The sequence below is a fragment of the uncultured Escherichia sp. genome (assembly GCF_948475835.1).
Taxonomy (GTDB): Bacteria; Pseudomonadota; Gammaproteobacteria; order Enterobacterales; family Enterobacteriaceae; genus ECMA0423.
Window position 1 is genome coordinate 1 of sequence record NZ_CAOLGM010000141.1, and the last position, 10,882, is coordinate 10,882.

17 protein-coding genes and 3 pseudogenes are annotated in these 10,882 nt (G+C 46.4%); 18 read left to right on the forward strand and 2 right to left on the reverse strand.

Annotation, left to right across the window (positions count from 1 at the left end):
• Window positions 1-151: 151 nt before the first annotated feature.
• Both QZF50_RS20280 and QZF50_RS20285 read right to left on the reverse strand, forming a co-directional pair.
• The gene (locus QZF50_RS20280) at window positions 152-532 is read right to left on the reverse strand and encodes a hypothetical protein (RefSeq protein WP_021539111.1); all 381 of its coding nucleotides are present in this window, start codon (window positions 530-532) and stop codon (window positions 152-154) included.
• A gap of 117 nt (window positions 533-649) precedes the next feature.
• Window positions 650-1,357, reverse strand: coding sequence for a helix-turn-helix transcriptional regulator (locus QZF50_RS20285; protein WP_052944611.1), 708 nt, complete (start codon window positions 1,355-1,357; stop codon window positions 650-652).
• 78 nt (window positions 1,358-1,435) lie between these two features.
• Here QZF50_RS20285 and QZF50_RS20290 point away from each other — a divergent pair, with 78 nt between their 5' ends.
• From QZF50_RS20290 to QZF50_RS20375, 18 genes and pseudogenes are all read left to right on the forward strand, one after another.
• Window positions 1,436-1,663: a helix-turn-helix domain-containing protein gene (locus tag QZF50_RS20290; protein ID WP_001180318.1), complete on the forward strand. Its 228-nt coding sequence runs from the start codon at window positions 1,436-1,438 to the stop codon at window positions 1,661-1,663.
• A 106-nt stretch (window positions 1,664-1,769) separates the two neighbouring features.
• A complete protein-coding gene (locus QZF50_RS20295; RefSeq protein ID WP_000438527.1) occupies window positions 1,770-2,066 on the forward strand; it encodes a CII family transcriptional regulator in 297 nt (98 codons plus the stop codon).
• Between the two features lie 32 nt (window positions 2,067-2,098).
• Entirely contained in the window at window positions 2,099-2,260 is a 162-nt protein-coding gene (locus tag QZF50_RS20300; RefSeq protein ID WP_171840571.1) for a hypothetical protein, read from the forward strand.
• The gene (locus QZF50_RS20305) at window positions 2,247-3,137 is read left to right on the forward strand and encodes a hypothetical protein (RefSeq protein ID WP_024190675.1); all 891 of its coding nucleotides are present in this window, start codon (window positions 2,247-2,249) and stop codon (window positions 3,135-3,137) included. The genes QZF50_RS20300 and QZF50_RS20305 overlap by 14 nt, the downstream gene beginning before the upstream one ends.
• Window positions 3,127-3,795 (forward strand): annotated as a pseudogene (locus QZF50_RS20310) (DnaB-like helicase N-terminal domain-containing protein); the annotation flags it as partial. The gene QZF50_RS20305 and the pseudogene QZF50_RS20310, both read left to right, overlap by 11 nt.
• A 1,029-nt stretch (window positions 3,796-4,824) precedes the next feature.
• Window positions 4,825-5,592: pseudogene (locus QZF50_RS20315) on the forward strand (DnaB-like helicase C-terminal domain-containing protein); the annotation flags it as partial.
• 691 nt (window positions 5,593-6,283) lie between these two features.
• Window positions 6,284-6,472 (forward strand): hypothetical protein, encoded by a 189-nt coding sequence (locus QZF50_RS20320; RefSeq protein ID WP_057697606.1) that lies wholly within the window; start codon window positions 6,284-6,286, stop codon window positions 6,470-6,472.
• Between the two features lie 2 nt (window positions 6,473-6,474).
• Window positions 6,475-6,885 (forward strand): recombination protein NinB, encoded by a 411-nt coding sequence (locus tag QZF50_RS20325; protein WP_001576826.1) that lies wholly within the window; start codon window positions 6,475-6,477, stop codon window positions 6,883-6,885.
• The gene (locus QZF50_RS20330; RefSeq protein ID WP_001254255.1) at window positions 6,882-7,058 is read left to right on the forward strand and encodes a NinE family protein; all 177 of its coding nucleotides are present in this window, start codon (window positions 6,882-6,884) and stop codon (window positions 7,056-7,058) included. The genes QZF50_RS20325 and QZF50_RS20330 overlap by 4 nt, the downstream gene beginning before the upstream one ends.
• 2 nt (window positions 7,059-7,060) lie before the next feature.
• The gene (locus tag QZF50_RS20335) at window positions 7,061-7,462 is read left to right on the forward strand and encodes a hypothetical protein (RefSeq protein WP_000924594.1); all 402 of its coding nucleotides are present in this window, start codon (window positions 7,061-7,063) and stop codon (window positions 7,460-7,462) included.
• Window positions 7,422-7,631: a protein NinF gene (locus QZF50_RS20340; protein WP_073972135.1), complete on the forward strand. Its 210-nt coding sequence runs from the start codon at window positions 7,422-7,424 to the stop codon at window positions 7,629-7,631. Before QZF50_RS20335 ends, QZF50_RS20340 begins: the two co-directional genes overlap by 41 nt.
• Window positions 7,624-8,346, forward strand: coding sequence for a DNA-binding protein (locus QZF50_RS20345; RefSeq protein WP_061892199.1), 723 nt, complete (start codon window positions 7,624-7,626; stop codon window positions 8,344-8,346). The genes QZF50_RS20340 and QZF50_RS20345 overlap by 8 nt, the downstream gene beginning before the upstream one ends.
• A complete protein-coding gene (locus QZF50_RS20350) occupies window positions 8,346-8,636 on the forward strand; it encodes a DUF1364 domain-containing protein (RefSeq protein WP_000002244.1) in 291 nt (96 codons plus the stop codon). Before QZF50_RS20345 ends, QZF50_RS20350 begins: the two co-directional genes overlap by 1 nt.
• A complete protein-coding gene (locus QZF50_RS20355) occupies window positions 8,633-8,995 on the forward strand; it encodes a RusA family crossover junction endodeoxyribonuclease (protein WP_001008199.1) in 363 nt (120 codons plus the stop codon). Before QZF50_RS20350 ends, QZF50_RS20355 begins: the two co-directional genes overlap by 4 nt.
• Window positions 8,992-9,180: a protein ninH gene (locus QZF50_RS20360; protein ID WP_061892200.1), complete on the forward strand. Its 189-nt coding sequence runs from the start codon at window positions 8,992-8,994 to the stop codon at window positions 9,178-9,180. The genes QZF50_RS20355 and QZF50_RS20360 overlap by 4 nt, the downstream gene beginning before the upstream one ends.
• Entirely contained in the window at window positions 9,177-9,800 is a 624-nt protein-coding gene (locus tag QZF50_RS20365; RefSeq protein WP_001235461.1) for an antitermination protein, read from the forward strand. The genes QZF50_RS20360 and QZF50_RS20365 overlap by 4 nt, the downstream gene beginning before the upstream one ends.
• A 435-nt stretch (window positions 9,801-10,235) precedes the next feature.
• Entirely contained in the window at window positions 10,236-10,439 is a 204-nt protein-coding gene (locus QZF50_RS20370) for a phage holin family protein (protein WP_000286100.1), read from the forward strand.
• Window positions 10,417-10,809, forward strand: a pseudogene (locus QZF50_RS20375) (lysozyme); the annotation flags it as partial. The gene QZF50_RS20370 and the pseudogene QZF50_RS20375, both read left to right, overlap by 23 nt.
• Window positions 10,810-10,882: the final 73 nt, after the last annotated feature.

The following is a 10,882-nucleotide window of genomic DNA, read 5'->3' on the forward strand; positions in this document are numbered from 1 at the left end:
GTGCTGACGAGCGAGCCAGAATCTCGTTAATGAGAGATCTCAGGGTCATTGCATCTTTGTGCAGAGTGGACATGGTTTTCATTGCGTTTCCTCGGTTTATTTTATGGTACTAGCCTAGTTCAAATAGACTATATGAAATCTTGATTTACTATTAAGGCCATTGGGTTGGTGGAAGATCGTGGGTTTTTATCTGCGTATTTGCTTCCACACATTTATCATAGTCTAATTTCTCTACAGCAAGCAATAGTGATTCAGCATACATCAATCCTTGTTTGATGTTCATAACATTTATGCTTGCACTTGCGGCATCCATATCCTTTGCTGTCTCTACCATGTGCTCAAAGCTTTGAGCAATAGAGTCAACACCGTTTTTCATCCTTGTAAACACTAATTTTAGCTCATCAAGGCTTGGATTCGTTAGATCATACATCCCATGCATTCCATGTGCTTCGAATAACTCTGACAACGATCTAAGGGCGAAGTTCACAGAATCAATAACTTGGTCGTACTTTTTCTTATCAAGATCATTCATTAAAAATATAACCTTTTAACTATTTGATATTGCTGCATTTATATCAATATATGCATTTCACATATATCACCAAAACGTCTCTTCAGGCCACTGGTTACCAGCTATGTGACGATGAAGTCACGAATTTTTCAGCCACTCCCTTGCCTCGATGTCATCCAGATGACGAGATTGCTTCAGAATACCAGCCACATACTCCACCTTTGCTACTTGATGATAAGGCAACGTTATTGGCCTGTGGTCTTGGTTGATGCTTGTAAACTGGTATTCTCCATCTCTGTCATAGCCAAGAATCTTGATCATGTTGTGTCCTTCGATGGTTCTGACAAACACCTCATCACCCGGGAAGACTTTGGTGTTAGGCTCAATGAGTACATATTCTCCTGATTTTATTCTGGGCCACATGCTGTCTCCTTTCACACGAAGACCAAAGGCATCAGGATCATCGCTATAAATTTTGAGCCACCCATCGCGCTCTTCGGTCATCTCGATGGCACCATCAACACCAAGAATTGCCTCACCAACCACGCGCACTAACCCTTTTTTTAATTTGCCAACAAATGAAAGAGTATCTTCATCATTCGCTCCATTTAACGAAGTGCCGTGCTGAAGCCAAACAACATCAACGTTTAGAAATTTCGCAAGCGCATTCATTTTTTCCTGACGCGGTAAAGACTCAGCATTAAACCATTTGCTAACGCCTTTGGACGAAAGAGAAAGGGCACGGGCTATGGCCATCCCCCTACCATGTTCATCAAGACCAGCTTCTTTACAGGCTTGCGCTAGCCGCTGGGCGAATTCTTTGCGCACTTTTTCATTCTGAACCATGAGTACGATACTAAAGCACTTGCAAAAACTTTCAGTTCAACCATAATACGTACTGAAAGTACGAAAAAGGATATTCCTATGCAAAATCTTGATGAGCCGATTAAAGGTGTCGGCATCCCTGAAGTTGCGAAGGCTTGTGGAGTTAGCGAAAGGGCTGTCTATAAGTGGCTCAAAAACGGCTTCCTCCCTAAGACTGAGTTTTTTGGGAAAACTAAATACGCATCAAAAATCGAAGAGATTTCTGGTGGCAAATATCAAGCAAGCGAAATGCTTGAAATAAGCAAAAAGAACCTTCTGGCTGCATAAGTAACACCGCTCTTTATCAATCTGCACCGCCGACAACGCGGTAACTAATTAAGCACTCATCGAAAGATGAGTATTAGTGATTATTTACCTATGGAAATAGTAAGAAATGGAACAAACAAGTTACAGCAAACTATCACAGCGCGACGTTGATCGCGCAGAAACAGATTTACTCATCAACCTGTCAACGCTTACCCAGCGCGGTCTGGCAAAGATGATTGGCTGTCATGAATCGAAGATAAGCAGAACGGACTGGAGATTTATTGCTTCGGTCTTGTGTGCTTTCGGAATGGCATCAGACATCAGTCCGATTAGCAGGGCTTTTAAGTATGCGCTTGATGAAATCACAAAGAAAAAATCCCCGGCCGCCACCGAGGATTTTAAGCAAATTGATATGCAATTCTGAGGGAATTACTGGATCAATCCACAGGAGTAATTATGACAAAACGTCGTAAGAAATACCAGGAAAAAGAAGAGATTCGACACCCTGATTCACCTGAGGGATTAGTGGTAGCCGCAGCAAATAACAGGACGTTCGCAGAGCGCCTTGTTGGTGTTTACAGACTAGCCAAAGCAGGAGTGAAACATGGGTGTCGTTAAGTTAGCTGATTACAGGCATAACCCTGTACAACATCAGGAGGCATCCAGTATGGGGTATGTCTCTATACACCGCCAGTTTATGGACAGCAGGCTCTATAAGGACTCTCAGGCAGTACATCTTTGGCTTCACTTAATCCTCAAGGCTAATCACGAATCTACTGTCGTCAATACGGATATCGGGCCGATAACTGTTGATCGCGGTCAGATGATAACTGGACGCCCGTCGCTGGTCAGAGAAACATTCATCCCAGACAACAAAGTTCGGAGCTTATTACGGACTTTTGAGTCGAAAGGGATGCTTAATATTTGCTCGATGGGGAAGAAATTTAGCCTGTTTACAATCGTTAAATATGACGATTTTCAGGCAAAAAATTGTCCAACGGTTGTCCAACGGTTGTCCAACGCAAACACCAGTAATGGCGCGGCTCTCAGCGGAGATTGTCCAACGGTTGTCCAACGGTTGTCCATAAACAATAATATAAATAATATCTCTAATACTGACGTATTAGAGAGTACCGCAGCAGACAAAAAGTCTGACAAGAAAAAACCTTCCGTTAGCTGTCAGGATGTTGTCGATGCTTACCACGAAATCCTTCCTGAAGCGCCAAAAATCCGCGCACTGAATGACAAGCGTAAAAACCAGATCCGAACGTTCTGGCGCAAAGCCGGAGTGATAACCCGCCAGCTTGACGGGCATGGGTTCACGATGCAGGACTGGAGAAATTATTTGAGCTACGTAGGCGAAAATTGCCGATGGATGTTCGAAGAGCGTCCAAACCATCAACGCGGAACCGTCTGGCACAAAAAGGGATTTGATTTCCTGCTTAACGACAATACCTACCTGAAAGTTCGTGAGGGTGAACACGATGACCGATAATTTTTATGCGCCGCCCCATAGCATCGAGGCAGAGCAGGCGGTGATTGGTGGATTGCTTCTGGATGATGACAGCAGTGAGCGCGTCCAGAAAGTTCTGGCGATGCTGAAGCCTGATTCATTTTACAGCCGACCACACAAAATCCTTTTCGAAGAAATAACCAGAATGCACCGGGAGCAAAAGCCAGTAGATGGCCTGACGCTTTTCGATGAACTGGAGCGTAAATCGTTAACGGCGTCTGTTGGCGGTTTTGCTTATATCGCTGAGATCGCAAAGAACACGCCAAGCGCAGCAAACATCGTTGCTTATGCAATGCAGGTTCGCGAAACCGCAATGGAACGCTACGCCATCAACCGCATGACTGAAGCGACGGAATTGCTCTATTCCCGCAACGGAATGACTGCAACGCAGAAGTACGAAGCTATTCAGGCGATTTTCACGCAACTGACAGACCATGCAAAAACCGGATCGCGTCGCGGCCTTCGCTCATTTGGTGAGGTCATGGAAGACTGGGTTAGCGACCTTGAGAAGCGATTTGACCCGTCAGGCGAACAACGAGGAATGAGCACAGGGATCCCATCGCTGGACAGGATGCTGTCACCGAAAGGTCTGGTGAAAGGCTCTCTGTTCGTCATTGGCGCTCGCCCTAAGATGGGGAAAGCGCAACCGCTTAATTCACGCATTTTGCTTGCTGATGGTTCATGGACAACATTTCGTGACGTATGTGTTGGAGATTCCCTAGCATCAGTGGATGGACAACCATCATTCGTGTCTGGAGTTTTTCCTCAAGGGGAGCGAGATATTTACCGAGTTACGTTCTCTGACGGAAGAACCGTTGATTGCGCGGATGATCATTTGTGGGAAATTCATAGTAACCGTATTACCGGTGGCGTTGATGTTGTAGACACCTGCCGCCTACGGGACATGATGGAATGCGTTCGCTATCAAAGCCGCATTCATGTTCCTGGTATTAGCGGTGACTTCGGATTGCCTGTTGATTTAGGGATTAGCCCATGGCTGTTAGGTGCGTTACTTGGCGATGGAAATCTTGCAGGTACGCCACGAATCAGCATGACGGAACCATACATCATTGAGCGAGTAAGATCTGAAGTGGGTGACGATATTGAAGTCAGGCATGTTTCTGGCTGCGATTACTCCCTATCTCACAAGTTTAGCCGCAAATTATCTCTTACGCGGGTTATGCAACGGCTTGGTATCTACGGCCGGATGTCAGAGATTAAAATTATCCCGGATATTATTTTTTCTGCTGATAAGCAAACTCGTATTGATGTTCTATGCGGATTACTTGAAACCGATGGTTGGGTTGAAGGAAATAATGCCCTGCGCTTTAGCTCGGCAAGCAAGTTCCTGTCAGATGGTGTAAAGCGGCTGGTGCATTCTCTTGGTGGCGTGTGTCGTATGACAACCAAACAGGAGCCGAAATTCAGTTATAAGGGAGAAATGCGCAAAGGTATGGATGCCCATATTTGCGCAATCAGGTTGCCTGATGAGGTTCTATCACACATAAAATCTCCACGCCTGAAGCAAAAATTCACTGCAAAACGCATCAAAACAAGTGCGCCTGTTATCACGTCGGTTGAGTATATTGGACGTGAAGAGTGCATTTGCATCATGGTATCCCACGAGAGACATTTGTATGCAACTGACGGATACATTCTAACCCACAACACCACGCTATACAGCCAGATGGCAATCAATTGCGCAGTGCATGAGAAAAAGCCCGCTCTGATGTTCAGCCTTGAAATGCCAGGTGATCAGATACTGGAAAAACTGGTAGGGCAGAAGTCTGGTGTTAACCCGAATATTTTTTACCTTCCGGCGACAAATGACGCCGATGACGGCTATCAGGGTGATTACGATGGTGACTTCAACAGGGCGATCGAAACAGCCAATCGCTTGAGTGAAATCGACATGCTTTACATCGACGACACGCCGGGATTATCTCTGGCTCAAATCGTCAGCGAAAGCCGTCGAATCAAGCGAGAAAAAGGATGTGTTGGCATGATTCTGGTCGATTACCTGACACTAATGACCGCTGAGAAGGCCGATCGCAACGACCTTGCTTACGGCATGATCACCAAAGGACTGAAGAACCTTGCCAAAGAGCTTGATTGCGTTGTTGTGCTTCTGACACAGCTTAACCGCGCACTGGAAAGCCGAACCAATAAACGCCCATTACCAAGTGACTCACGAGATACAGGGCAGATTGAACAGGATTGCGATTATTGGGTCGGGATCCATCGTGAAGGCGCTTTTGATGACAGTGTTCCACCTGGGGAAACTGAACTAATCCTTCGTCTCAATCGTCATGGCAATACCGGCACGGTGTATTGCATTCAGGCAAATGGCTCTATTTATGACACAGACCAACAGTCCGCTGAAATGCGCCGCCGTGAACGCGAGGAACCGCAATCCAAGAAGAAAGGAGGATTCTGATGACCATCTACATCACTGAGCTAATAACAGGGGCTATTTACACAGTAGCCCTTTTTTATTGGATTAAGAACGAGGGGGATCCTGGTGGACACCGTTAACGGAATGTGTTCAGACGCACCGCGTGCCAAAAAATGTAAATGCGGAAAATCACCGACAATATTCGACATGGAGAACGGATGCCAAATCTACTGCGCTAACCACGCTGCTGTGGCTGCCGCGAATTATCGCAGTGCGGTAACGGAGTGGAATAACCTGAAATCTGTTAGAGATGGAAGTCATGAATCTTGACGAGCAAGATGCACAAACTATTAGCTCATACATAAGGGCATCAAGACCAGATTACAAAGGTCCGGTATTCGTAGATTTATCTCGCCTTGAGGAGATTTACATGTGGGAAGCAAAGCTACGTACGCATCTTTTTATTCGCAAGATGACTAGCAACATTACAAAACCAATGTAACTGGAGAGGTGAATATGAGCACACTAGCAGACCTTATTCATGCCGATATGGCGGAAGATGGAGCAAGGCGTAATAGGTACTGGAAATCATCAATCCTTCCAGTTTGTGAAAGATTCAACCACAGGCCAAAACCAAAACGTAGTCGAAGAGACAAGGTGTTGAAAAAACTCATGCAAATTAACATGGCTGGTTTTGTCAGATTCGTGAGTGAAACGATTAACGGGGATTGATATGGACGATAACTTAGAGAGATTTGAAGATTGGTGCGCTGATGAACTTGGTGTCTCCGCTTGCTTCATTCGACAAATGCGAAGCAAGAATATTTTGGGCGTGATTGTGTATAAACGAGTTGAAATAAACAAGAGATACAGGGCTTGGATGGCCGCAGTTCGCGCTGCTGGAGTCAAAGTGAAGGAGTAACGATGAAGCAAACAATCTTCCTCCGAAGTAAGCAACAACAGCAAGCCGCAATAAATGCCATCCTCTCAACTCCTCTCGATAAAGACAAGCCAGTCACCATCCGCATTACTGACTACAAGCGCAACCTTGACCAGAACGCAAAATTTCACGCGATGGTCGCAGATATCGCTAGGCAAGTTCAGTGGCGCGATAAATGGTTAAAACCAGAACAATGGAAGGTTTTGTTGATCAGCGGTCATGCAGTGGCAACAAAGCAGGAAGCTGATGTTTTGCCCGGCCTTGAAGGTGAATACGTCAACATTCGCGAAAGCAGCGCACAGATGAGCGTGAAGCGCATGGCAAGCCTGATTGAGTACACGACAGCATGGGCTATTGGTCAGGGTGTCAGATTTACAGACAGGAGGTACGAATGAGACGACAGCGACGAAGTATCACCGACATAATCTGTGAAAACTGCAAATACCTTCCAACGAAACGCTCCAGAAATAAACGCAAGCCAATCCCAAAAGAATCTGACGTAAAAACCTTCAACTACACGGCTCACCTGTGGGATATCCGGTGGCTAAGACATCGTGCGAGGAAATGACAATGCTTTTAATTCAACCTGGATTTGGCCTTAGCATCAAAAAAGGGCACATGTTTGGCGAGAAAGAGTCTCAACGAAAAATGGTGTCTATCCAGTTGCCATTTATCAGTATTTATTGGCTAAACAGGGAGGCAACAAATTATTGGTATACATGCGCCAGAGCAGCATTTAACGACCCTGACTGGTTTGTGAAAAACCACCACGCAGTTCGTCAGGCAAAGAGAAAGGCCAATACGACATACATGAAGGCATATCGAAAAGCATGGAAAGAACACCGCGATCGATACCAGCAAGACATGGAAAAGCTTGAATCAGAAAACATGGAATTAAGACGAAAGCTTGGTGAAGCAAAACGAGACATTGATGCTTACAAGCGACTTTTTAATGGTGAAAGCCATGCTTAGTCCATCCCAATCTCTTCAATACCAGAAAGAAAGCGTCGAGCGGGCTTTAACGTGCGCTAACTGCGGTCAGAAGCTGCATGTGCTGGAAGTTCACGTGTGTGAGCACTGCTGCGCAGAACTGATGAGCGATCCTAATAGCTCGATGCACGAGGAAGAAGACGATGAATGAGTTAATAAATGGCAATGCCATCAAAATGACAAGCATTGAAATTGCTGAGTTGGTTGGTAAGCGTCATGACAATGTGAAACGTACCATCGAAACGCTGGCTAAAAATGGTGTTATCCGACTTCCTCAAATTGAGGATTGTGGAAGAATCAATGGGTTAGGCTTAAATCAAAGTTTTTGTGTGTATGTATTCGAAGGCGAACAAGGAAAGCGAGACAGTATTGTCGTTGTAGCCCAGTTGTCGCCGGAATTCACCGCTCGTCTTGTTGACCGTTGGCGAGAGCTTGAAGAAACTGCGGTTAATATCCCCAAAACGTTACCGGAAGCGTTGCGCCTTGCTGCTGATCTTGCTGAGCAGAAAATGCAACTGGAAAACCAGCTCGCAATTGCCGCACCTAAAGTTGAGTTTGCCGATCGAGTTGGCGAGGCCAGCGGAATTTTGATTGGAAACTTTGCAAAGGTTGTCGGTATTGGTCCAAACAAACTGTTTGCGTGGATGCGCGATCACAAAATACTTATTGCTTCAGGTTCCCGGCGCAATGTGCCAATGCAGGAATATATGGAGCGCGGCTATTTCACAGTGAAAGAAACAGCGGTCAACACAAATCACGGAATACAGATATCGTTCACCACAAAAATCACCGGGCGTGGCCAACAGTGGCTGACCAGAAAGCTGCTCGATAACGGAATGCTGAAAGTAACAGGGGAGGCTGCTTAATGGCTAACCTACGCAAAGAAGCGCGCGGAAGAGAATGCCAGGTACGTATTTACGGCGTATGCAATGGCAATCCTGAAACCACAGTTCTGGCACATTACCGGATGGCTGGAATTTGCGGAACGGGAATGAAGCCTGACGACCTGATCGGCGCATGGGCTTGTAGCGCGTGTCACGATGAAATCGACCGACGCACCCATAACCTCGACAACAAAGACGCCAGACTTTACCACCTCGAAGGCGTAATCAGGACGCAGGCGATACTGCTGAAGGAGGGGAAGATTAAGTCATGAACGAATATCAGTTTGTGCTTCCATACCCGCCGTCGGTGAACACCTACTGGCGAAGACGGGGAAGCCAATACTACATCAGCGATAAAGGCCAGAAATACCGAAAAGACGTTCAGCAAATCATCCGCCAACTCAAGTTAGATATTTTCACCAAATCACGACTCCGCATCAAAGTCATCGCAGACGTTCCAGACTCCCGCCGCCGAGACCTCGATAACATCCTGAAAGGTTTACTCGACTCCCTTATCCACGCCGGATTTGCGGAAGACGACGAGCAATTCGATGACATTCGCGTAATTCGTGGCGTGAAAGTACCAGGCGGAAGGCTTGGAATAAAAATCACCGAACTGGAGAACGCATGAACGCCACAATTCAAACGATACCAGAGCTTCTTATCCAGACACGAGGCAATCAGACCGAAGTGGCAAGGATGCTTTCCTGCGCAAGAGGAACAGTGCTCAAGTACAACCGAGACAGCAAAGGCGAGCGTCATGTAATAGTTAACGGCGTCCTGATGGTCAAACACGGCAAGAGGGGAAGACGATGAGACTCGAAAGCGTAGCTAAATTTCATTCGCCAAAAAGCCCGATGATGAGCGACTCACCACGGGCTACGGCTTCTGACTCTCTTTCCGGTACTGATGTGATGGCTGCTATGGGGATGGCGCAATCACAAGCCGGATTCGGAATGGCTGCATTCTGTGGTAAGCACGAACTCAGCCAGAACGACAAACAAAAGGCTATCAACTATCTGATGCAATTTGCACACAAGGTATCGGGGAAATACCGTGGCGTGGCAAAGCTTGAAGGAAATACTAAGGCAAAGGTACTGCAAGTGCTCGCAACATTCGCTTATGCGGATTATTGCCGTAGTGCCGCGACGCCGGGCGCAAGATGCAGAGATTGCCACGGTACAGGCCGTGCGGTTGATATAGCCAAAACGGAGCAGTGGGGGAGAGTTGTTGAGAAAGAATGCGGAAGATGCAAAGGTGTCGGCTATTCAAGAATGCCAGCAAGCGCCGCATATCGCGCTGTGACGATGCTAATCCCAAATCTTACCCAACCCACCTGGTCACGCACTGTTAAGCCGCTGTATGACGCTCTGGTGGTGCAATGCCACAAAGAAGAGTCAATCGCAGACAACATTTTGAATGCGGTCACACGTTAGCAGCATGATTGCCACGGATGGCAACATATTAACGGCATGATATTGACTTTTTGAATAAAGTTGGGTAAATTTGACCCAACGATGGATAAATGCACTCGTTAAATAAAGCCCTGAGTTAATAGCTCGGGGCTTTTTGCGTTTTAAGCACGGCCTTTCTGAAAGCACATCAAACCAAATACCAGACAGACAAAAATAATCACCTTATCCGCTGTGGCTACGGTGCGGTGTGCTTTGCATAAAAGAAAACCAGCTCAATGGCTGGCTTCGTGAAAGCGGGTGGCAAGAGGTTGCGCTAACAACCTCCTGCCGTTTTGCCCGTGCATATCGGTCACGAACAAACCTGATTACTAAACACAGTAGCCTGGATTTGTTCTATCAGTAATCGACCTTATTCCTAATTAAATAGAGCAAATCCCCTCAATGAAGGGGTAGAGCATGTACCGTATGGACAAAATCAGAGAATGGTTCAGTTACAGCTTCGGAGGACTGACTGCGATGGGTGGCATTCTCTCCCTGAATGACTGGGCTGTCATCATTGGTATTCTTTGTACTGTCGGCACATTTGGCATCAACTGGTACTACAAGCGCAAAGAGCGCGAGGACAGATTGAATGGCAATGTCACCGGCACTACGAAATAGCGTAATAGCGGCGATAAGTGGCGGGGCTATTGCTATAGCATCTGTGTTAATCACTGGACCGAGTGGTAACGATGGTCTGGAAGGTGTCAGCTACATACCATACAAAGATATTGTTGGTGTATGGACTGTATGTCACGGACACACTGGAAAAGACATCATGCTCGGTAAAACGTATACCGAAGCAGAATGCAAAGCTCTCCTGAATAAAGACCTTGCCACTGTTGCCAGACAAATTAACCCGTACATCAAAGTCGATATACCGGAAACAACGCGCGGCGCTCTTTATTCGTTCGTCTATAACGTGGGCGCAGGCAATTTCAGAACATCGACGCTTCTTCGCAAAATCAACCAGGGCGATATCAAGGGTGCGTATTACCGTGAAGGAGATCGGTGAGTAACATCGATGGAGATCGGTTCGTGTCACTTTCACAGAACCGTTTTTA

Coding starts and splice junctions, on each gene's coding strand:
- QZF50_RS20360 (WP_061892200.1), top strand. CDS start 8,992: ATGAACGCCACAATTCAAACGATACCAGAGCTTCTTATCCAGACACGA.
- QZF50_RS20290 (WP_001180318.1), top strand. CDS start 1,436: ATGCAAAATCTTGATGAGCCGATTAAAGGTGTCGGCATCCCTGAAGTT.
- QZF50_RS20305 (WP_024190675.1), top strand. CDS start 2,247: ATGGGTGTCGTTAAGTTAGCTGATTACAGGCATAACCCTGTACAACAT.
- QZF50_RS20365 (WP_001235461.1), top strand. CDS start 9,177: ATGAGACTCGAAAGCGTAGCTAAATTTCATTCGCCAAAAAGCCCGATG.
- QZF50_RS20370 (WP_000286100.1), top strand. CDS start 10,236: ATGTACCGTATGGACAAAATCAGAGAATGGTTCAGTTACAGCTTCGGA.
- QZF50_RS20345 (WP_061892199.1), top strand. CDS start 7,624: ATGAATGAGTTAATAAATGGCAATGCCATCAAAATGACAAGCATTGAA.
- QZF50_RS20285 (WP_052944611.1), bottom strand. CDS start 1,357: ATGGTTCAGAATGAAAAAGTGCGCAAAGAATTCGCCCAGCGGCTAGCG.
- QZF50_RS20335 (WP_000924594.1), top strand. CDS start 7,061: ATGCTTTTAATTCAACCTGGATTTGGCCTTAGCATCAAAAAAGGGCAC.
- QZF50_RS20325 (WP_001576826.1), top strand. CDS start 6,475: ATGAAGCAAACAATCTTCCTCCGAAGTAAGCAACAACAGCAAGCCGCA.
- QZF50_RS20300 (WP_171840571.1), top strand. CDS start 2,099: ATGACAAAACGTCGTAAGAAATACCAGGAAAAAGAAGAGATTCGACAC.
- QZF50_RS20280 (WP_021539111.1), bottom strand. CDS start 532: ATGAATGATCTTGATAAGAAAAAGTACGACCAAGTTATTGATTCTGTG.
- QZF50_RS20355 (WP_001008199.1), top strand. CDS start 8,633: ATGAACGAATATCAGTTTGTGCTTCCATACCCGCCGTCGGTGAACACC.
- QZF50_RS20330 (WP_001254255.1), top strand. CDS start 6,882: ATGAGACGACAGCGACGAAGTATCACCGACATAATCTGTGAAAACTGC.
- QZF50_RS20295 (WP_000438527.1), top strand. CDS start 1,770: ATGGAACAAACAAGTTACAGCAAACTATCACAGCGCGACGTTGATCGC.
- QZF50_RS20340 (WP_073972135.1), top strand. CDS start 7,422: ATGCTTACAAGCGACTTTTTAATGGTGAAAGCCATGCTTAGTCCATCC.
- QZF50_RS20350 (WP_000002244.1), top strand. CDS start 8,346: ATGGCTAACCTACGCAAAGAAGCGCGCGGAAGAGAATGCCAGGTACGT.
- QZF50_RS20320 (WP_057697606.1), top strand. CDS start 6,284: ATGGACGATAACTTAGAGAGATTTGAAGATTGGTGCGCTGATGAACTT.